16 protein-coding genes are annotated in these 21,237 nt (G+C 70.1%); 10 read left to right on the top strand and 6 right to left on the bottom strand.

The features are described from left to right. The first annotated feature begins 42 nt into the window (after positions 1–42). Positions 43–264, top strand: a complete 222-nt coding sequence (locus ACAD63_RS26105; RefSeq protein ID WP_133094513.1) for a DUF2188 domain-containing protein — start codon at positions 43–45, stop codon at positions 262–264. Between the two features lie 53 nt (positions 265–317). Then, a complete protein-coding gene (locus ACAD63_RS26100) occupies positions 318–1,685 on the top strand; it encodes an erythromycin esterase family protein (protein ID WP_434034579.1) in 1,368 nt (455 codons plus the stop codon). A 37-nt stretch (positions 1,686–1,722) separates the two neighbouring features. Here ACAD63_RS26100 and ACAD63_RS26095 read toward each other — a convergent pair whose 3' ends face one another. From ACAD63_RS26095 to ACAD63_RS26085, 3 genes are read right to left on the bottom strand one after another with little or no spacing between them, the layout of a single operon-like run. Then, complete coding sequence (locus tag ACAD63_RS26095) at positions 1,723–2,001, bottom strand: BON domain-containing protein (protein ID WP_135702835.1); 279 nt, start codon at positions 1,999–2,001, stop codon at positions 1,723–1,725. Positions 2,002–2,017: 16 nt separating this feature from the next. Beyond that, positions 2,018–2,581, bottom strand: a complete 564-nt coding sequence (locus ACAD63_RS26090; protein ID WP_135702836.1) for a BON domain-containing protein — start codon at positions 2,579–2,581, stop codon at positions 2,018–2,020. 38 nt (positions 2,582–2,619) lie between these two features. Next, complete coding sequence (locus tag ACAD63_RS26085; protein ID WP_135702837.1) at positions 2,620–3,762, bottom strand: flavodoxin family protein; 1,143 nt, start codon at positions 3,760–3,762, stop codon at positions 2,620–2,622. A gap of 260 nt (positions 3,763–4,022) precedes the next feature. On the opposite strand from ACAD63_RS26085, the gene ACAD63_RS26080 reads away from it, so the two are divergent. From ACAD63_RS26080 to ACAD63_RS26070, 3 genes are read left to right on the top strand one after another with little or no spacing between them, the layout of a single operon-like run. Next, positions 4,023–4,631 carry a DUF421 domain-containing protein gene (locus ACAD63_RS26080; RefSeq protein WP_135702838.1) on the top strand — a complete coding sequence of 203 codons (609 nt, stop codon included), beginning with the start codon at positions 4,023–4,025 and terminating at the stop codon, positions 4,629–4,631. Continuing rightward, complete coding sequence (locus tag ACAD63_RS26075; protein ID WP_133094507.1) at positions 4,628–5,248, top strand: CinA family protein; 621 nt, start codon at positions 4,628–4,630, stop codon at positions 5,246–5,248. Before ACAD63_RS26080 ends, ACAD63_RS26075 begins: the two co-directional genes overlap by 4 nt. Positions 5,249–5,295: 47 nt before the next feature. Then, positions 5,296–5,637, top strand: coding sequence for a hypothetical protein (locus ACAD63_RS26070; RefSeq protein ID WP_133094506.1), 342 nt, complete (start codon positions 5,296–5,298; stop codon positions 5,635–5,637). Between the two features lie 90 nt (positions 5,638–5,727). Here the strand turns inward: ACAD63_RS26070 and ACAD63_RS26065 are convergent, their stop codons facing one another. The 3 genes from ACAD63_RS26065 to ACAD63_RS26055 are packed head-to-tail and all read right to left on the bottom strand — an operon-like array spanning position 5,728 to position 7,267. After that, positions 5,728–6,357 carry a diguanylate cyclase gene (locus tag ACAD63_RS26065; protein WP_135702839.1) on the bottom strand — a complete coding sequence of 210 codons (630 nt, stop codon included), beginning with the start codon at positions 6,355–6,357 and terminating at the stop codon, positions 5,728–5,730. A gap of 52 nt (positions 6,358–6,409) precedes the next feature. Next, on the bottom strand, positions 6,410–6,847 hold the full coding sequence (locus tag ACAD63_RS26060) for a PA2169 family four-helix-bundle protein (protein ID WP_133094504.1): 438 nt from the start codon (positions 6,845–6,847) through the stop codon (positions 6,410–6,412). A gap of 36 nt (positions 6,848–6,883) precedes the next feature. Further along, on the bottom strand, positions 6,884–7,267 hold the full coding sequence (locus ACAD63_RS26055; RefSeq protein ID WP_434034578.1) for a hypothetical protein: 384 nt from the start codon (positions 7,265–7,267) through the stop codon (positions 6,884–6,886). Between the two features lie 315 nt (positions 7,268–7,582). Between ACAD63_RS26055 and ACAD63_RS26050 the strand changes: the two genes are divergently transcribed. From ACAD63_RS26050 to malQ, 5 genes are read left to right on the top strand one after another with little or no spacing between them, the layout of a single operon-like run. Further along, positions 7,583–11,008: a maltotransferase domain-containing protein gene (locus ACAD63_RS26050; RefSeq protein ID WP_434034577.1), complete on the top strand. Its 3,426-nt coding sequence runs from the start codon at positions 7,583–7,585 to the stop codon at positions 11,006–11,008. A gap of 20 nt (positions 11,009–11,028) precedes the next feature. Further along, the gene (gene treS, locus ACAD63_RS26045; protein ID WP_135702841.1) at positions 11,029–14,391 is read left to right on the top strand and encodes a maltose alpha-D-glucosyltransferase; all 3,363 of its coding nucleotides are present in this window, start codon (positions 11,029–11,031) and stop codon (positions 14,389–14,391) included. After that, the gene (gene glgB, locus ACAD63_RS26040; protein WP_434034576.1) at positions 14,388–16,676 is read left to right on the top strand and encodes a 1,4-alpha-glucan branching protein GlgB; all 2,289 of its coding nucleotides are present in this window, start codon (positions 14,388–14,390) and stop codon (positions 16,674–16,676) included. The genes treS and glgB overlap by 4 nt, the downstream gene beginning before the upstream one ends. Beyond that, the gene (gene glgX / locus ACAD63_RS26035) at positions 16,673–18,913 is read left to right on the top strand and encodes a glycogen debranching protein GlgX (RefSeq protein WP_434034575.1); all 2,241 of its coding nucleotides are present in this window, start codon (positions 16,673–16,675) and stop codon (positions 18,911–18,913) included. Before glgB ends, glgX begins: the two co-directional genes overlap by 4 nt. Further along, positions 18,910–21,162 carry a 4-alpha-glucanotransferase gene (gene malQ / locus ACAD63_RS26030; RefSeq protein WP_434034574.1) on the top strand — a complete coding sequence of 751 codons (2,253 nt, stop codon included), beginning with the start codon at positions 18,910–18,912 and terminating at the stop codon, positions 21,160–21,162. The genes glgX and malQ overlap by 4 nt, the downstream gene beginning before the upstream one ends. Positions 21,163–21,237 lie beyond the last annotated feature (75 nt).

Genomic DNA, 21,237 nt, shown 5'->3' with positions numbered 1-21,237 from the left:
TCGCCCACAATGAAAGCATAGACAGCCGTAGGAGACAGCAAAATGGGCACCAGCATACACGTCGTGCCGCATCGGGATGGCTGGGATGTCATCCATGAAGGGGCCCGCTACGCAGAATCCCACCACGACACGCAGGAAGAAGCCATCGCCGCCGCGACTGCGCAGGCGCAGCGCGAGCATGTTGAACTGCTGGTCCATGGCCGCGATGGCCAGATCCGCTCGCGCAACAGCTTCGGCCACGATCCGCGCACCATACCGGGCTAATTCCGGCCTAGCCGGATAGCGTTTCCGGCGCGCGATCCTGCGCAGGCGCATCCATGCCACCGCACTGGGACGAAATGCACGCGGCTGCCGCGATCGCAGCCGCGGCGGTGCCGCTGCCGCAAGTCGACGACCCCGCGCAGAACCCCTTCTCCGGACCCTTTTCCAATGCACTCGCGGTGCAGGCCGAAGCGCTGGCCGCGCACCGGGTGGTGCTGCTTGGCGAAAGCACGCACGGTACCGCGGAGTTTTACCACGCGCGCGCCGCGCTGACGGCGCAGCTGGTGGCGCGCCACGGTTTCCGCATCGTCGCGGTGGAAGCGGACTGGCCCGACGCCGCGGCGGTCGACCGCCATGTCCGCGGCCGGCCCGCGCAGCCGGCGCAAGCGCCGGCCGAAGCGTTCACGCGTTTCCCGGTGTGGATGTGGCGCAATCTCGAAGTCGCGCGCTTTATCCGCTGGCTGCACGCGCACAACGCGCCCCTGCCCCCGGTGCAGCGCGCCGGCTTCTTCGGGCTGGACATCTACAGCCTGCGTGCCTCCATCGCGGCGGTGCTGGCCTACCTGGACAGCGTCGATCCTGAGGCCGCGCGCGCCGCACGCGAGCGCTACGCCTGCCTGGAACCCTGGGGCCGGGACCCGGCGCGCTATGGCCGCGCCGTGCTGCACGGCACCCATGAAGACTGCGAGGAAGCCGTCATCGGGCAATTGCAGGAGCTGCTTGACAAGCGCCTGGCCTATGCCCGTGCCGGCCATGAAGACTACCTGGATGCCGCACAGAATGCGCGGCTGGTTGCATCGGCAGAGTGCTACTACCGCGTGATGTACCACGGCAGCGACGACAGCTGGAACCTGCGCGACACGCACATGTTCGAGACGCTCATGCAACTGCTGCATGCGCACGGACCCGATTCGCGCGCCGTGGTATGGGCGCACAACTCACACATCGGCGATGCCTCGCACACCGAAATGGGAACGCTGCACGGCCAGCTCAATATCGGCCAGCTGTGCCGGGAAACCTTCGGCGATGATGCGGCGCTGGTTGGCTTGAGCACCTATGCCGGCACGGTAGCCGCCGCGACGTGGTGGGATGGCCAGATGAAAATCAAGACCGTGCGCCCCGGACGGCCCGACAGCTACGAGCACCTGTTCCACCAGGCCGGCCACGCCCAATGCTGGCTCGACCTGCGCGGCGCGCGCAGCGGGCCGCTCGAAGACGCCCGCACCGCGTTGCTGCCGCCGCGGCAGGAGCGCTTCATCGGGGTCATCTACCGGCCCGAAACCGAATTGCAGAGCCACTATGCGCGCGCGGCACTGCCGCGGCAGTTCGATGCGCTGCTGTGGTTCGACCACACGCGTGCGGTCCCGGCCTTGCCGGCCAGTCCGGCGCCTGGCGCACCGGAGACGTGGCCGTCCGGACTATAGCGGCTGGCGGGCGCGGCCGGTGTCACGCGACCGCCGCTCACCCGCCGGTGCGGTCCGGCGCCACGCTGACATGATTCACGACCTCGCGCACGCCGCCGGACTCGCGGATGCTCGCCTCGATCGCCGCGCGATCCGCCTGCGTGCCGACCGCGCCTTCGATGGTGACGCGACCTTCCGCGACGTTCAGCGCGATCTCGCTGACATCGAGGCCGCTGTCCCACAGGCGCGCGCACAGCGCTGCCTGCAGTTCGACGTCAGCGGCGGTGACAGCGGTGCCGCGCGGATTGGCTGGCGGCGTATTGGAAGGATCCTGCATGCGTGAGCCTCCGGCGTCAGTACATGCGCATGCCATGCCCCGGATGCGCGGCCGTAGCCTCGCCCCGCGCCACGCGCAGGTGGTTCACCACGTCGGTGACGCCGTAGATCTCGTCCGCGATGTCCTCGATCCGGTACTTCTGCTGGCGATGCGGCACGCTGCCCTCCAGCGTGACCACGCCCTGCTCCACCCGCACCTCGACGTCTTCCACCTCCAGCCGGGCGCTGCGCGCGAGCTGCTCGCACAGGTCCTCGAGGATGCGCGCATCGCTGCGCCGGTAGTTGCGCGGACCTACTGGGCGCACAGGGCGCGCCTGGCGCGTTCCGCCGCGATACAGGTCCATGCGCTCGTTGTAGCCGGTGAACTGGCGGTAGGGATCGCGCCCGCGCGGCGCTTGCCGGGCGCGTGCATCTGGCGCGCCGCCGCGCTGCCAGTGTTGCGTGCCGCCGAACTCGCCGGGGTCCACCGGCTCGTCATAGTCGTAGACGCCATAGGCGCCCACGTAGTGGCTGCGCATGTCGGTGTCCGGCACGGGGCTTTCGTGCCAGGGTGGTCCGCGCCGGTTGTCTCTACGGTCCATTGTCGTCTCCGCTTGCCGTGCCGGGATTTGTAGCGCCGCTATTTCTGCCGCGGCGGCACCAGGCCGCGGTCGGGCTCGCTGAGCTTGCCGGCGCGCAACTGCTGCACCGCGCACGCCAGCGCACGCGCCACGTTGTCCACCTCGCCGAGCACGCCGTCATCCTCGTCGAGTTCCACATGGCTGGTGGCATATGGCTTGTAGTAGCCGATAAACCGGTCCAGCCGCGCCTGCGGACCGGCGTCGATCAGGCCCATCCAGTCGAGCCAGTCGGACAGCGCGCGGCGCACGCCTTCGATGCCGGCCACGTCGCCGTGGACCACCAGCCCGTAGGTACGGCCGGCCAGGTGCTTGGGATAATCCCACCCCGCCAGTTCGATCGACTTGGCGCGCACCACGTCCTTGCCCTGCGTGCTGGTCGGATCCGGATTGCCGCCATCGGCGCAGACCAGCCGGTCCATCATCAGCTTCAGCGGGCTGCTGGCCTGGTACCAGTAGACCGGGGTGACGATCAGCACGCCATGGCAGCCTGCCCAGCGCGGATAGATGTCGTTCATCCAGTCGTTGACCTGGCCGAGCGCGTGGTTGGGGTAGCAGCTGCAGGGCCAGTGGCACAGCGGCATCGACGTCGAGACGCAGCCCTTGCACGGATGGATGCGCAAGTCGGCATCGGAAGCGAGCAGGCTCAGGTCGAGCACATCGACCTCGATGCCCTGCGCTTCCAGCGTTGCCCGCGCGCGCTGCGCCAGCCGCCAGGACTTGGACATCTCGCCGGGGCAGGTGTAGTCGTTGCGCGCGGCGGCACAGACCAGCAGCACGCGCGAGGGCGTGGCAGGGTCGGCCTGCAGCTGCTGCGCCACGCGGACCGCCTCGCTGGCCGCGCGCCATTCGTCCGACAGCTCATACTCCGGATCGGCATAGCCCGGTCCGGCCTTGTGCTTCAGCGGCGCCTTGCGACCCTCGCGGTAAGCCTCCCAGGCAATGCGCTCGAGCCGCGCCAGGGCTTCATCCTCGTCACGGTAGGCGGGGTCGGTAAAGCGCGCCATGAAGCGCTGCCGGAAAGTTTCGCGCGGCAGCGGCTCGCTCACCTGGCCCTTGCGGACATCGGCGGGATCGCCGGGATAGCGCTGCTTGCGCGGTGCATCCGGCGCCGGCTGGTTCGGCTTGTGCGTCGGGTCTGGCATAGGTGTCTCCGTGCGCCTCTGCAATGTGTGCTGGTGCAGGACATGCAAGATAGACGCCACCATCCGCCACCATCCGCGGCCATGTGCAGCGCGCGCGGCCACGCAGGTTTTACAGGCGGCTGCTGGCGCTGCATGTACTTTTTTCCTCGCTTGCGGCACCGGCGCGGCATTGCGACGACCGCTGGGCGGCGCTTCGCCGGTGCCGCGGCGCTGGCACGGAAAGTGCCGCCGCTGCCATCAATTCCATTCCGGATGCCGTCATGGACGTCATGGAAATCGTGCTCGATATGGTGCGCCGCGCCGTGGGCGAAGGCGACGAGCTGCAGTGGTGGCAAGGCGCGGTGCGCGCCGCGGTGATCTTCATCGCCACGTGGGCCATGCTTCGGCTGGCGGGCCGCCGCGCCTTCGCGCAGAAGAGTTCGTTCGACCTGTGCATCGTGCTGCTGCTGGGCGCCGTGCTGTCACGCGCGGTGGTGGGCGCAACCTCGCTCACGGTGGCATTCGCGGCCGCACTCGTGCTGGTGCTGCTGCACCGGGCAGTGGGCTGGCTCTCGGGCCGCTATCCCGCGTTCGACCGCGCCACAGGCGGGTATGCGCTGGACCTGCTGCACCAGGGCCAGCTGGATCGCAAGCGGATCGGCCGTGCCATGCTTACCGAGGAAGACCTGAAGGCCAACCTGCGCGCTACGCTGCAGACCGACAGCTTTGCCGACCTGACGCGCGTCGTGCTGGAGCGCGACGGCAAGGTAACGTTCGTGCGCCGGTCCAAGGAGGATGAGCCGGCGAAGAACCATCCTGCCGCACCGGCAGCGCCGGCCGTCTCGCGCGGCAATGGCGTGCCGGTCCGGTCGCGGAGTCGGCGTCAATGACCCGACGCAACGCAGGCGCAGGCTCGGGCGATAACCGCGGCATCGCCCGTTACCTCAGGCGCCACGGCATCCACGTAGTGACCGCGGAATCCTGTACCGCGGGCCTGATTGCATCGCGCATCGCAGAAGTGCCTGGCTGCGGCGATGTCCTGTATTGCGCCATCGTCGCGTATTCGCCATCGGCGAAGGAGCAGTTGCTGCGCGTGCCGTCGGGAACCATCCGCCGGTACGGACTGACAAGCGAAGAAGTATCGCTCGCGATGGCGCTGGGCGCGATGCAGCTCACCGGCGTCGACCTGGCGCTGGCGAACACCGGCGTGGCCGACGACGGCGGCGACGGTGACACCCCGGCCGGCACGCAATGCTTTGCATGGGTCTTCCGCAGGCCTGGTCACGCCGGCCGTGCCGGCCGCGCCCTTGAGGACGCGCCCGCGGGCGTGGCGGTGTTCACGGAAACCCGCCGCTTTCCCGGCGAACGCAATGCCGTGCGGGAAGCCGCGGCGGATTGGGCGCTGGCCCGGATCTGCCATTACCACGAACTGGCGCGCCGCGGTGAAGGCAACCGCGCCGCGGCGCCCGATGAATTGCCGGACACGCCTGCGGGCGCAACGGCATAACCCAGGGCCCTGGGCCCGACCGACGTAGTCTTGCAATGGAGACCATCATGAAACGCACCCTCGCTACCACGGCACTGGTCGTCGGCACTGCGCTCTGCCTGCCGGCCTTCGCCCAACAGGCTCCGGCCTCGCCTACCGCGCCGAACCCGAGTGCGCCACCGATCGAAGGCGCCGGCGCCTCGCGTAACCAGCCGGCCGCCACCGACATGACCACGGCGCCGACCGACACCACCAAGGACACCGCCAAGAAGTCCAAGTCCAAATCCGGCAAGCAGGCCAACACCGCCCGCAGCAAGAAGCCACGCGAACAGGGCGCGCCGCCGGCACCGACCGCCGATGCGCCGAGCGGCCCGAAGGGCGATTCGCCGGACCCGGCGACCAAGCAGTAAGCGCATGCCGTTGCGCATGCATCGAGCGCATGCATTGGGCGCAATCGTGGCGGGGCTTCAGCGGACAGGCCCTCGCGCGACGGGCGCTGCTCAGCTATCCCCGCGCAGCGCCCGGGTCGCCTGCGCCAGCGCGGCGTCACGCTCGCGCTTGCGCCAGCGGTGGCAGCGCCACAGTTCTTCCAGGTAGGGCAGGCCGGCGAGCAAGACGACCGCGATGAACAGTCCGCCCAGATAGCCCGGCGGCAGCGCTACGGGCTTCCACGCCAGCGCCAGGCGCGCCGGTTCGCTGCCGGCGCCGAACAGCGCCAGGAATTGGCCCCAGTACATCACCACCACGTATGAGGCGGCAGCCATCGGCAGGACTTCGAGCAGGCTGTGCATATGCTGCTCGACTGGCGCGATATGGCGGCGCTTGCTGGCGTACTGCACGTCCCACCACGCCGTGGCTTCGTGGATCACGAGCGCCGCCAGGACGACGGCGATCACCAGCGCATTGACCTCCAGGAACAGCACCATCAGCAGCGGCAGGCCGACCTCGGCCAGCATCAGCATGTGCAGCAAGGACTCGCGCACGCCCGCGTTGCGCTCGATGTGCGTGAGGCGATGGCACAGCCAGTCGCCTGCGCCGGCCAGCAGCCACAGCGGCACCAGGCCGTACATCAGCACCAGGCGCACGGCATGCTCGAAAGCTTGCAGGTCGGCAGAGGCGGCAGTGGGCATGGTGGGAGGAGTGTCCCGACGATGTTCCGATGGTGACCGGTCAGGTGACCGGTTACGCGCGCACCGGCTGCGCCCGGTATTGCTCGCGCAGCACGCGAAACAGCTCGTGGTTGACCTGCACGCCGCGATACTGGCGCCGCACTACCGCCCGCAGGCGCGAGCCCAGCACATGTGCACGCAGTGCGCGCGCATAGCGCCGTTGCACCGCCTGCTCGCCCTTGCTGACCGCGAGCAGGATGGCGCGGTCCGAGCGGTGCTTGCCGCTCCCGCCCCGACAGGCTGCCGCCGGCATGGCCTCCGGCACCTGCCCCAGTTCCAGCAGGCACGCCTGCAGTTCCTGCGCAGCCAATGCGAAGGCATTGGCGCGGCTGGTCAGCAGCGACTTGAGATGCGGGTTGGCGGCGGCGTGTGCGGCGCGCCGGCAATCGTGCTCGCCCTCGCGCGAGATCGCGATCAGCGCGTTGAGCACCAGGATCTTTTTCTTTGCCATCGCACACCTGCCTGGTCCGCGGCCGGACCCGTGAAGTCATCGATCGGGGCCGGCGGAGGCCGGCGGTTGCTGGCGGGCGCCCCGGACATGGCGCATGTCGGTGCGGGACAAGGATAGTGGCTCTGCGCCTGCGCTGCCAGTGCTGTCGCGCGGCGCGCCAAAGGCCTGGCGCGAAGACGCTTGCCAGGCCTTGCGTGTTTCGCGCATGCCGCGCAGGTTCATCACGACCAGCGCCAGCTGCAGCACGATCAGCGCATACGCATCACCGTGCCATCCCCACGCGATCCACAGCACGTTGCTGATCAGGAACACCCAGAACCCCGCGCGACGCCGTCCAAGGGAGCGCGAACCCACCAGCCAGGTGGCCAGCACCGTCACCACCATCGCCGGCCATTGCGCGGCCTCCAGCCACCAGTCCATGCATGTTTCCCCGGTTGTCCGTCACGACACCGGGCAAGAAACGTACCGGGCAAAGCGCCTCCGCGCCGCATGGCCGGCGCGGCCACTTTCTTGCCATTGGTCATGACGTACCCGGTACTTTTTACAAGCGGTAGCGTCAGACGCACATTAGCCTTACGCCGGAAAATCCTTTGGCGCGGTGGGCCCCCGCCGCATATCTTCTATCGAGCGGGCGTGCTGGCACGCACTTCGCGTGGCTTTGCCATCCCGCCGGCTGGCCGTGTGGCGCCGGGCGGGTCATTGTTGCTCCGCCGGAGCTGAAACCGGGAGGATTTTGTGCGGATCTGCCAGATCGACCTGACCGGAACACCTGATGCCGACGAACGCGCCTTGCAACGCGTGGCCGCGCTGGGCTTCGACCACGTACTGATCGGCGGCTGGCCGCACCTGTCGGGGACTGACACGCTGGCGGCGTGCGCCCGGCATGGGCTCGCGGCGCTGCTCGACATTTCACTGGACCGCTACAGCGCCGATGGGGAAGGCGCTCCCGATCCCGCCTGGATCGATACCGCGGCCCCCGCCTTCGCCCCCCACGAAACCGACAATCATCTTCCCGGCGCACGCCTGCGCTGGCATGACCCGCAAGTGGCCGATGCCCTGGTGCAATGGTGGGCCGCGCGCCTGCGGCTGGCATGGGCCTCGGGCGCCGCCGGCTTCTGCTGCCGGGCGCCGGCGCGCGTGCCCGGCAGGCATTGGGCAACGCTGGCCGACACCCTGCGCAACCACGCCGCGCCGCCTGAAGCGCGCGGCACGCCGCTGCTGCTGGCGTGGACGCCCGGCCTGACCCCCGCCCAGCTGGACGACCTCGCCCCCGCCGGCTTCGATGGCGCCTTCTGCTCGCTGCCGTGGTGGGACTTCCGCAGCGCCTGGCTGACCGAGGAAATCGCGCGGCTGCGCCGCTTCGGCCGCGTGCTGGCGGCTCCGGCGCTGACCCCTGCGAGCCAGGATGCGCTCAGCGCACGCCGCGCTCTGTGGACCGCCGCCGCCATCGGCGACGGCATCCTGGTGCCGGCCGGCTTCGAAACCGGCGGAACGCTGGCGCGCGACCCGCTCGCTCCGGATGGCGCCAGCCACGACGGGGCACCCTACGACATCACGCATGAACTGCTCGAAGCGACCACCTGGCTCGCCTCGCGCGACCCCGCGCCGGCGCTGGCGGTGCGGCTGCTGAGCGGCCCGGAAGCACCGCTGACAGTGCTGGCAAGGCTGCCAGCGCCGAACGGCCTGTGCGCGGACCCCGCCACGGGCAATGGCTTCGCCGAGCCGGATGACGCCGCGGCGTTGACGGTGGTCCTCAATCCCGACCCGATGAAGCCCGGCACGCTCGGCGCCGACCGCGTGCTGAGCGCGCTGCCGCATGCCAGCGCCCACCTCGAAGCCACACCGGGCGGACCCGGCGGCACGCTCGATGCCAGCAACAGGCTCGATGCGCTGGGGTCGATCACGCTTGCACCCGCCGACATCCGGTTGTTTGAAGCGCCGCCGGTGCCGCTGACCCGGCCCGGCATGCCGCGCGCCGACGCGCGCGCGCCGCACGGGCACGAGACCCTCACCGCAACCGGGCTGGGCAGCGTGGTCGCCGCCATGGAATCGCCGCGCATCGCCATCGAGCATATCGAACCCGCGTGCGACGACGGCCGCTTCGCCGTGCGGCGCGTGGTGGGCGAGCGCGTGGAAGTCAGCGCCGATATCTGGATGGACGGTCACGACAAGCTCGCCGCCGCGGTGCTGTGGCGTGCGCCTGGCGAGACCGACTGGCACGAAGCGCCCATGCGGCATGTGGTCAACGACCGCTGGCAAGGCAGCTTCCCGCTGGTGGCGCTGGGCCGGCATGAGTTCACGGTCGAAGCCTGGCGCGATCCTTATGCCAGCTGGCTCGATGAAATCGGCAAGAAGCGCGCGGCCGGCCTCAACGTCAGCCTGGAGACCGAGGAAGGCGCCCGGCTGATTGCCGACGCGCTGCTGCCGCCTGAAGGCAAGAAGGGCAAGAAGGGCAAGAACGGCAACAAACGAAGCAAAGGCAATGGCCGGAAGAATGGCGAGGCCCCTCCCCCGGACAGCGAACTGTCCGCCATCGTCGACGAACTGACCGCCGCCGCGGGCGATGACGAGCGACGCCTGGAACTCCTTCTGTCCGCACGCACCGCTGCCGCCATGCAGGCCCACATGGCCACGCCGGCAGGCAGGCAGTTCGCCTCGCGCCACCCGGTGGCGCTGCCGGTGGAAGCCGACCGCCTCGCCGCCCGCTACGCCAGCTGGTACGAGCTGTTCCCGCGCTCGCAAAGCAATGATGCGCAGCGCCACGGCACCTTCGACGATGTCATCGCGCGGCTGCCCGCAATCCGCGCGATGGGCTTCGATGTGCTCTACTTCACGCCGATCCACCCCATCGGCCGCACCCACCGCAAGGGCCGCAACAACAGCCTGCGCGCCGAGCCCGGCGAACCGGGCAGCCCCTATGCAATCGGCGGCGAGGAAGGCGGGCATGATGCCTTGCATCCCGAGCTGGGCACGTTCGAAGACTTCCGCCGCCTGTGCAACGCCGCCGCGGCGAACGGCCTGGAGATCGCGCTCGATTTCGCGATCCAGTGCTCGCCCGACCACCCGTGGCTGAAAGACCATCCCGAATGGTTCGCGCACCGCCCCGACGGCTCGCTGCGCTACGCCGAGAACCCGCCCAAGAAGTACGAGGACATCGTCAACGTCGACTTCTACGCCGCGCCGCCCGCCGGCGCCGCGCTGTGGCAGGCGCTGCGCGACGTGGTGATGTTCTGGGCCGACCACGGCGTGCGCATCTTCCGCGTCGACAACCCGCACACCAAGCCGCTGCCATTCTGGGAATGGATGATCGCCGACGTGCGCGCGCACCACCCCGACACCATCTTCCTGGCCGAGGCCTTCACGCGGCCGAAGATGATGGCACGGCTGGCCAAGCTGGGCTTCAGCCAGTCGTACACCTACTTCACCTGGCGCAATACCAAGTGGGAGCTGACCGAGTACCTGACCGAGCTGACGCAGAGCCCGCTGCGCGAATTCTTCCGCCCGCACTTCTTCGTCAATACGCCGGACATCAATCCCTATTTCCTGCACCACGGCGGCCGCCCCGCGTTCCTGATCCGCGCGGCGCTGGCCACGTTGCTGTCGGGGCTATGGGGCATGTACAACGGCTTCGAGCTGTGCGAGAGCGCGCCGTTCGTGCTCGACGGCAAGGTGCGCGAGGAATACCTCGACTCCGAGAAATACCAGCTGCGCGCCCGTGACTGGCACCAGCGCGGCAACATCGTCGCCGAGATCTCGCGCCTGAACGAGATCCGCGCCGGCCATCCCGCGCTGCAAAGCCACCTGGGGCTGCGCTTCTACCATGCCGGCAGCGACGCCGTGCTGTGGTTCGCGCGCTTCGTTCCGGGTACCGAGTACCTGTTCGGCGACGACGTGCTGCTGGCAGCGGTCAACCTGGACCCGCGCAACGCGCACGACACCGATATCGAGCTGCCGCTGTGGGAGTGGGGCCTGCCCGACCATGCGCGCGTGGCCGTGCACGAGCTGATGCGCGGCCAGCGCTTCGAGCTGCAGGGCAAGCACCAGCGCATCCGCCTCGACCCCGCGCAACTGCCGTTCGCGGTATGGCACGTGCGCCCGCTGGACCGGCCGGCGCCGCGCCCCGCCGCCGCGCCGGCATCGCATGATCCGCATGGCGCCTGACCGGCATACGTGGAGACACGATGAAACGCCTCACCGAAACCGCCAGCGCCGCGCTGCTCAATGCCGATCCGCTCTGGTACAAGGACGCGGTTATCTACCAGCTGCACATCAAGTCGTTCTTCGATGCCAACGGCGACGGCGTGGGCGATTTCGCCGGATTGCTGGCTAAGCTCGACTACCTGGTCAACCTGGGCGTCGACACCATCTGGCTGCTGCCGTTCTACCCGTCGCCGCGCCGCGACGACGGCTACGACATCGCCGACTACCGCAACGTCCATCCCGACTACGGCACGCTGGCCGAGGCGCGCCGCTTTGTCACCGCGGCCCATGCGCGCGGGCTGCGCGTGATCACGGAGCTGGTCATCAACCACACCTCCGACCAGCACCCGTGGTTCCAGCGCGCGCGCAAGGCCAAGCCCGGCTCGGCCGCGCGCAGGTACTACGTCTGGTCCGACCATGACCAGTCCTACGCCGGCACGCGCATCATCTTCTGCGACACCGAGAAGTCCAACTGGAGCTGGGACCCCGTCGCCGGCGCGTACTTCTGGCACCGTTTCTATTCGCACCAGCCGGACCTGAACTTCGACAATCCGCAGGTGCTCAACGAAGTGCTGTCGGTGATGCGCTTCTGGCTCGACATGGGCATCGACGGGCTGCGGCTCGATGCGGTGCCATACCTGGTCGAGCGCGAGGGCACCAGCAACGAGAACCTGCCCGAGACCCACGCCGTCATCCGCAGCATCCGCGCGCATCTCGATGAGCACTTTCGCGGCCGCATGCTGCTGGCGGAGGCCAATATGTGGCCGGAAGACGCGCAGCAGTACTTTGGCCTGACCGGCCCCGAACCGGAAGGCGACGAATGCCACATGTGCTTCCACTTCCCGCTGATGCCGCGCATGTACATGGCCATCGCGCGCGAAGACCGCTTCCCGATCACCGACATCATGCGGCAGACGCCGGAGGTGCCGCCCAATTGCCAGTGGGCGATCTTCCTGCGCAACCACGACGAGCTGACGCTCGAGATGGTGACCAGCAGCGAGCGCGACTACCTGTGGGAGGTCTACGCCACCGACCGGCGCGCGCGCATCAACCTGGGCATCCGCCGCCGGCTGGCGCCGCTGATGGAGCGCGACCGGCGCCGCATCGAGCTGATGAACAGCCTGCTGTTCTCGATGCCGGGCACGCCGGTGATCTATTACGGCGACGAGATCGGCATGGGCGACAACATCCACCTGGGCGACCGCGACGGCGTGCGCACGCCAATGCAGTGGTCGCCCGACCGCAACGGCGGCTTCTCGCATGCCGACCCCGAGCGGCTGGTGCTGCCGCCGCTGCAGGGGCCGCTGTACGGCTACGAGGCCGTCAACGTGGAGGCGCAGGCGCGGGACCCGCACTCGCTGCTCAACTGGATGCGCCGCATGCTGGCGCTGCGGCGCAAGCATCGCGCGTTTGGCCGCGGCACGCTGCGCTTCCTCTTTCCCGGCAACCGCAAGATCCTCGCCTACCTGCGCGAGTACGAGGGCGAGCACATCCTGTGCGTCGCCAACCTGTCGCGCGCGCCGCAGGCGGTGGAGCTCGACCTGTCTACCTTCAACGGGCGCGTGCCGGTCGAGATGATGGGCGCCACGCCCTTCCCGGCAATCGGCACGCTGACGTACCTGCTGACGCTGCCGCCGTATGGCTTCTACTGGTTCGTACTGAGCGACGAGGCGCAGCCGCCGTCATGGCATGTGGAGGCGCCTGAGCAGATGCCGGACCAGATCACCCTTGTGATGCAGAACATCGGCCGCCCCGAACTGACCGACGCGTCGCGCCGCGCCCTGGCCACCGAGGTGCTGCCCCACTACATCAGCCGGCGCCGCTGGTTCGGCGGCAAGCACGAGCGCATCGAGCGCGTCGGCATGGCGTACCTGCTGCCGTTCACGCGCGGCAGCAACGGCGAGGATGTCTACCTCGGCGAAGTCGAGGTGGCACTGCCCGGACGCACCGAGCGCTACCAGCTGCCGGTCGGCATCCTGTGGGACCGCGAGAGCCCCGACGGCATGTCGCAGCTGGCGCACGGGCTGTCGATGGCGCGCGTGCGCCAGGGCAGCCGCGTGGGGCTGGCCACCGACGGCTTCGTGGTCGAGCCGTTCGCGCGCGAAGTGGTGCAGGCGCTGCGCAAAGGCGTGGAGCTGCAGGCCGGGCCGGACCGGATCCGCTTTCGCGCCGAACCGGGCCTGGCGGCGCTGGAACTGGAGCGCGACCCGATCGAGTGGATGTCGGCCGAGCAGTCGAACAGTTCGCTGTCGTACAACAGCACCGCGGTGCTCAAGCTGGTGCGGCGGCTGTCCGGCGGCATCCATCCCGAGGCCGAGATGACGCGCTACCTGACCGCGCAGGGCTATGCGCATGCGGCGCCGCTGCTGGGCGAAGTGGTGCGAACCGGCGCCGACGGCGTGCCGCATACGCTGATGCTGCTGCAGGGCTATATCCTGAACCAGGGCAACGGCTGGGACTGGACCCTGGACTACCTGGGCCGCGCCATCGACGATGCGCTGCCGGCCAAGGAAAGCGAGGACGAGTTCGCCGAGGCCATGAACGGCTACGCCGCGATGGCGGGCACGCTGGGGCGGCGGCTGGCCGAGCTGCATGCGGTGCTTTCGCGCCCGACCGACGACGAGGCTTTCGCGCCGGTGCCCGCAACGGAATCCGACGCGCGCGACTGGGCCGCGCAGGCGCTGCAGGCGCTGGAGCGCGCGCTGGCGACGGTCGACCAGCGCGCCGACAGCGTACAGGGCTCGGTGCCGCAGACGTTCGACGCCGATGTGCAGACCCTGATGGCCGCGCGCGGCGAGCTGCCCGCGCTGGTCGAGCAACTGGCCAGGGCGGCGCCCGGCAGCCTGCAGACGCGCTTCCACGGCGACTTCCACCTGGGCCAGGTGCTGATCGCGCAGAGCGACACCTACCTGGTCGATTTCGAGGGCGAGCCGGGCAGGACGCTGGACTGGCGCCGGCGCAAGACCTCGCCGCTGCGCGACGTGGCCGGCCTGCTGCGCTCGCTCGACTATGCCGCCGCCACGGTCGGCACCGATCGCCAGGAACGCACCCATACCGAGCTGCCGCCGCAGCTGGCCGAACGCCGCGCGCTGCTGCTGGAGCGCTTCCGCAGCACCGCCAACGAGGCCTTCCTGCAATGCTACCGCCAGCATATGGAAGCTTCGCCCGCACCGTGGGTCGACCCGGCTCAGCTGCAGCCGCTGCTGGACCTGTTCCTGCTCGAACGCGCCGCCTACGAGGTCGACTACGAAGCCGCCAACCGGGTGGCGTGGATCGACCTGCCGGTCAGCGGGCTGGCGCGCCTGCTGCGCAAGCTGCTGGGGCAGCCGGGAGCCCAGCCATGACCGCCCCGACAACAACAACCCGCGGCGCTTCGCGCACCGGCATGCTGCCGGGACACGAACTCGATGCGCTGCTGGGCGCGCGCCACCATGACCCGTTCGCGGTGCTGGGCCCCCACCATGACGGCGACGGGCTGCTGGTGCGCGCCTGCCTGCCCGGCGCCGTGGCGGCGCAGCTTGCCGGCGCCGACGGCGCCACGCTCGCCGAGATGGAGCGGCTGCATCCCGGCGGCATTTTTGCCGCGCGCCTGCCCGGCAACGCGCATCGTGCCGCCGCGCCGGACTACCGCATCCGCGTGACCTGGCCGGACGGCACCGAGCAGTGCAGCGCCGACCCCTATGCCTTCGACCTGCTGCTGGGCGAACTGGACCTGCACCTGATCGCCGAGGGCCGCCATTTCGAGCTGGGCGAGTGCCTGGGCGCGCAATGGCAGCGGGTGGACGGCATCGATGGCGTGCGCTTCGCGGTGTGGGCGCCGAACGCGCGGCGCGTGTCCGTGATCGGCGAATTCAACGGCTGGCACCAGGCGCGCCATCCGATGCGGCTGCGCCATCCCAGCGGCATCTGGGAGCTGTTCGTGCCGGCCGCGCTGGGCGCCGGGCCGGGCAGCCGCTACAAGTATGACCTGCTCGACCCGCACGGCACCGAACTGCCCGACAAGGCCGACCCGCTCGCGCTCGCCACCGAAGCGCCGCCGCAGACCGCCTCGGTCGTGACCGCGCCGGGCAAGGGCGCGCCGCCGTTCGAATGGCATGACGGCGACTGGATGGCGCGCCGCGAGGCCGCCGATCCCTACGCCCTGCCGATGTCGGTCTACGAAGTCCATGCCGGCTCGTGGCTGCTTGCCGCCAACGACAACCGCCATGGCTGGGACATCCTGGCCGACAGGCTGGTGCCGTACGTGCAGGAGCTCGGCTTCACGCATATCGAACTGCTGCCCATCACCGAACACCCTTTCGGCGGCTCGTGGGGCTACCAGCCGCTGTCGCTGTATGCGCCGACCGCGCGGCTGGGACCGCCGCAGGCCTTCGCCGCCTTTGTCGACCGCTGCCACCAGGCCGGCATCGGTGTGATCCTGGACTGGGTGCCGGCGCACTTCCCGACCGACCCGCACGGGCTTGCGCGCTTCGACGGCACCGCGCTCTACGAACACATGGATCCGCGCGAAGGCTTCCACCAGGACTGGAACACGCTGATCTACAACCTCGGCCGCAACGAGGTGCGCGGCTTCCTGCTGGCCGGCGCGCTGCACTGGCTGGAGCACTTCCACGCCGACGGGCTGCGCGTCGACGCGGTGGCTTCCATGCTCTACCGCGACTACAGCCGCGAGCCGGGGCAATGGGTGCCGAACCGCTACGGCGGCCGCGAGAACCTGGAGGCAGTCGCGTTCCTGCGCGAACTCAACAGCGTGGTCCATGAACGCTGCCCCGGTGCGCTGACCATCGCGGAGGAATCGACCGCGTGGCCCGGCGTCACCGCCAGCGTGGCCAGCGGCGGGCTGGGCTTCGACTTCAAGTGGAACATGGGCTGGATGCACGACACGCTGCGCTACCTCGGGCATGAGCCGGTACACCGCGCCTGGCATCACCAGGACATGACCTTCGGGCTGGTCTATGCGTGGTCCGAGGCCTTTGTGCTGCCGCTCTCGCACGACGAGGTCGTGCACGGCAAGGGCTCGATGCTGGGCAAGGTGCCCGGCGACCACTGGCAGCGCTTTGCCGGCCTGCGCGCCTACTACGGCTTCATGTGGACCCATCCCGGCAAGAAGCTGCTATTCATGGGCAGCGAGCTGGCGCAGTGGCAGGAGTGGAACCACGACGCCGAACTCGACTGGGCGCTGCTGGACCACCCCATGCACCGCGGCATGCATACGCTGGTGCGCGACCTGAACCGGCTCTACCGCGAGCTGCCGGCGCTGCACGCGCTCGACCACAGCCCCGAGGGCTTCCAGTGGGTGGTCGGCGACGACAACCACAACAGCGTGTTCGCGTGGCTGCGCCGCGCCGCGCCGGGCAGCCGCGAGGTGGTGCTGGTGGTGGTCAACATGACGCCGGTGCCGCGCCAGGGCTACCGGGTCGGCGTACCCTTTGCCGGCACCTGGCACGAATGCCTGAACACCGACGCCGGGTGCTATGGCGGCAGCAATGTCGGCAACGGCGGCACGGTGACAGCCGTGGACGTGCCCTCGCACGGCCAGCCCGCCTCGCTGGCGCTGACGCTGCCGCCGCTGGCCACGCTCGTGCTGCAGCTCGAGCCGACTGCGGGTGCGCCAGGCGCCACGACATGACCCGACCGTTCGCGAACCGGCTGCTGCCCGGCAAGCCGTACCCGCTGGGCGCCCACTGGGACGGGCTGGGGGTTAACTTCGCGGTGTTCTCGGCGCATGCTTCGCGCATCGACCTGTGCCTGTTCTCCGAGAACGGCCGCAAGGAACTGGCGCGCCTGCCGCTGCCGGAATGCACCGACGAGATCTGGCACGGCTACCTGCCCAACGCCGCGCTCGGCACGCTGTATGGCTACCGCGCGCACGGCCCCTACGATCCCGCGCACGGGCACCGCTTCAATCCGCACAAGCTGCTGCTGGACCCGTACGCGCGCCAGCTGAGCGGGCCGGTGCGCTGGGCCGACGTGCTGTTCGGCTACCGCCTGCAGAGCGCGCGCGGCGACCTGACGCCGGACCGCCGCGACAGCGCCCAGAGCATGCCCAAGGCGGTGGTGATCGACGAAAGCTTCCATTGGGGCGACGACCGCCCGCCCGCCGTGCCGTGGCCCGCCACCGTCATCTATGAAGCCCACCTGCGCGGCCTGTCGATGCTGCGCGACGACCTGTTGCCCAACCTGCGCGGTTCCTTCGCCTCGCTGTGCGACCCGCGCTTTATCGACCACCTGGTGCAGATGGGCATCACCACCGTGGAACTGCTGCCGGTGCAAGCGATCCTGCAGGACCGCTTCCTGCTGGAGCGCGGGCTGCGCAACTACTGGGGCTACAACACCATGGCGTACTTCGCGCCGGAACCGGCCTACCTGGGCACCGGGCAGCTGCAGGAATGCAAGGTGGCAATGCGGCGCCTGCATGCAGCCGGCATCGAAGTGATCCTGGACGTGGTCTACAACCACACGTGCGAAGGCAACGAGCTGGGACCCACGGTATCGTGGCGCGGCCTGGACAACGCCAGCTACTACCGCCTGATGCCGGGCGACGGGCGCCACTACATCAACGACACCGGCTGCGGCAACACGCTCAACCTGTCGCACCCGCGCGTGCTGCAGATGGTGATGGACTCGCTGCGCTACTGGGTGGAGTGCTACCACGTGGACGGCTTCCGTTTCGACCTGGGCAGCACGCTCGGGCGCGAAGGCAACGGCTTCGACCAGGGCTCGGGCTTCTTCGATGCGCTGATGCAGGACCCGGTGCTGAGCCGAGTCAAGCTGATCTCGGAACCGTGGGACCTGGGCCCCGGCGGCTACCAGCTCGGCAACCACCCGCCCGGCTTTGCCGAGTGGAACGACAAGTTCCGCGACGCGGTGCGCCGCTTCTGGCGCGGCGACGCCGGCAAGCGCGGCGAACTGGCGGCGCGGCTGGCAGGCTCGGCCGACCTGTTCGACTGGCGCCACCGGCGCCCGTGGGCCAGTGTCAACTTCATCACCGCGCACGACGGCTTTACGCTGGCCGACCTGGTCAGCTACAGCGCCAAGCACAACGAGGCCAACGGCGAAGACAACCGCGACGGCACCGATGACAACGCCAGCGGCAACTGGAGCCCGGACGGCAGCGTCGAAGGCCCGACCGACGACCCCGAAATCCTGGAGCGCCGCAGCCGCGTGGCGCAGGCCCTGATGGCCACGCTGCTGCTCGCGCAAGGCACGCCGATGCTGACCGCCGGCGACGAATGGGGCCGCACCCAGCACGGCAACAACAACGCCTACTGCCAGGACAACGAGATCTCGTGGCTGGACTGGAAGCAGGCCCAGACGCCTGGTGCGCAGCCGCTGCAGCACATGGTGCGACGCCTGCTCGCGCTGCGCCGGCGGCTGCACGCGTTCACCGGCGACCGCTTCGCCCACGGACGCCAGGAACCGGCGCGCGGCATCGCCGACATTGCCTGGTTCGATATCGACGGCAATCCGCCCACCCCCGAGGAATGGGCCGACCCGGAAATCCGCACGCTGGCGCTGCGCCGCGCCGCCTCGCCGCCGCAGCCCGAGCGCCCGCAACTGGGCTCGCTGCCGGAAGAGGAGGGAGACGAGGACGATGCGCGCACCGTGCAGGTGACGCTGATGCTGCTCAACGCCGGTGAGGCCGACGCGTCGTTTTCGCTGCCCGCGCCCAGCCTGGCCTGGACCCTGCTCTTCGACAGCAGCCGGCCGGAAGCCACCGAGTCCGAGCTTGCCGGCGATCCGGTGGACGAAAGCCAGGTGGTGCCGGGGCATTCGCTGGTGCTGCTGGCTGCCCCGGCCCGCAGCCGCGAGAGCCCGCACCAGGAAAGCCCGCCGCTGGGCGCGCCGCAGGAAACACAGGAATGACCCGACGCATGCACCGCAGCGCAACACCGCCGCCAACGCTACTACAGAAGCTGGCGCTGCGCGCCGACCTGCAGCCGCACTGGACGGATGCCTGGAGCCAGCCCCGGATCGTGTCCGACGACGCGCTGCGGCGCGTGCTGGACGGCCTTGGCCTGCCCTGCGCCACCCCCGGCCAGTGCGAGGCCTCGCGCGCCTGGCTCGCGGCCGATGACGCCGCCCACACGCTGCCGCCGCTGGTCACGGCCGAGCGCGGCCAGCCGGTGGCGGTGCCGTGGCCGCACACGCTGCCGCAGCGCGCATACCGGCTGACGCTGGAAGATGGCGCCATCGTGAGCGGCACCGCCGTGCGCGCGCACGCAGACGGCAATCCGGCCGGCACCATGCTGCTGCCGCCGATCGACGTCTGCGGCTACCACCGGCTCGAACTGGGCGATGCGCAAACGGTGCTGGCAGTGGCACCGGCGCGCTGCTACAGCGTGGCGGACGCACTACGGCACGCCAACCGTGCAGCCACGGGCGCCGGCGCACGCCCCTGGGGGCTGGCGGTGCAGCTCTACAGCCTGCGCCGCGGCGCCGACTGCGGCATGGGCGACCTGACCGCGCTGGCCCGGTGCTGCGCCAGCGCCGCCGCCCTGCACGCCGACGCGGTCGCGATCAATCCGCTGCACGCCGGCTTTGCCGCGCTGCCGCAGCGGTACAGCCCGTATGCGCCCTCCAGCCGGCTGTTCCTGAACCCGCTCTACGCCGATCCCGCCGCGGTGTTCGGCCAGCAAGCGCTGGACGCGGCCATCGCGGCGCTCGGCATCGGCGAGCGGCTGGCGGCACTGGAAGCGCTCACGGAAATCGACTGGATCGTGCTGGCGCCGCTGCGCTATGCCGTGCTGCACTGGCTCTGGCAGCGGCGCGAGACCCTGCTGCCACGCGCGGCGCTGGACGACTGCGCCGCCTTCCGCGCCCGCGGCGGCACGGCACTGCATGCGCATGCCTGCTATGAAGCGATCCAGGCGCAGCGGCTGGCCACGGCCAGCAATGGCATGAACCACGCATCGGCGCCGGACTGGCGCTGCTGGCCGGTCACGCTGCGCTCGCCCGCCGACGCCGCGGTGGCGGCCTTTGCCCGCGACCACGCCGACGACGTGGGCTACCACGCCTTCCTGCAATGGCTCGCCGCCGATGGCATGGCGCGTGCGCAGCGCGCCGCGCGCGACGCCGGCATGGCGGTCGGCGTGGTCTGCGACCTGGCGGTCGGCGCCGACCCGGGCGGCAGCCAGGCCTGGACCCGCCAGCAGGAAATACTGGCCGGCTTCCATGCCGGCGCGCCGCCGGACCTGTACAACCCGCTCGGCCAGGACTGGGGCGTGGCGGTGTTCACGCCGCGCGGCCTGCGCCAGAACGGCTACGCCGCCTTCCTGGAAATGCTGCGCGCCAACCTTTCCCATTGCGGCGGGCTGCGCATCGACCACGTGCTGGGCCTGGCGCGGATGTGGCTGGTGCCCGCGGGCGCATCCGCCAGTGACGGCGCCTACCTGCGCTACCCGCTCGAAGACCTGCTGCGGCTGGTGGCGCTGGAATCCTGGCGGCACCGCGCCATCATCATCGGCGAGAACCTCGGCACGGTCCCGCCCGAACTAAACGCGGCGCTGGCCGCGCGCGGCGTGCTCGGCATCGACGTGCTGTGGTTCCAGCGCGAGGAAGTGAAGGCGGCAGAGGCCGCGGCCGATCCGGCCACCGAAGCAGACCCCGCGCCGTTCCAGCCGCCCGCGCAGTGGCCGCCCGAAGCCATCGCCACCACGTCCACCCACGACCTGCCCACCGTCGCCGGCTGGTGGGCCGGACGCGACCTCGACTGGCGCGACCGGCTGAAGCTGCTCGCGCCCGGCGAATCCCTGGCGCAGGCCCAGGCAGGCCGCGCCCGCGAGCGCAGCGCGCTGTGGCGGGCGCTGAGCGACGCCGGGTTGTGCCACGGCCCGGAACCCGGTCCGGCGCACGCGCCGCTGGATGCCGTGCTGGCCTGGCTGGGTACCGCGCGCACGGCGCTGCGCGTGGTGCCGCTGGAAGATCTGCTGGGCGAGGCCGAGCAGCCCAACCTGCCCGGCACCACCAGCGTCCATCCCAACTGGCAGCGCCGGCTCGACCCCGACGTACGCGCGCTGGCCGACATGCCGGCGCTGCGCGCCCGGGCGCAATCGATCCGGCAAGCGGTTCGCAGTGGCCGCCACGGCACCCTGCATCCGCCGCCGCGCGGCTAGCCACCATGGAGGTGGCGCCGACCCCACCCGCGCCGCGATCCGGGCGCGCACCGTTCCCCCCATCCGCTAAGCTTG

Origin of the sequence: Cupriavidus sp. a3, from assembly GCF_051015765.1 — a bacterium.
Lineage (GTDB): Bacteria > Pseudomonadota > Gammaproteobacteria > Burkholderiales > Burkholderiaceae > Cupriavidus > Cupriavidus oxalaticus_A.
Note: the sequence above shows the minus strand (reverse complement) of the source record. Positions and strands in the feature narration are given on the sequence as shown.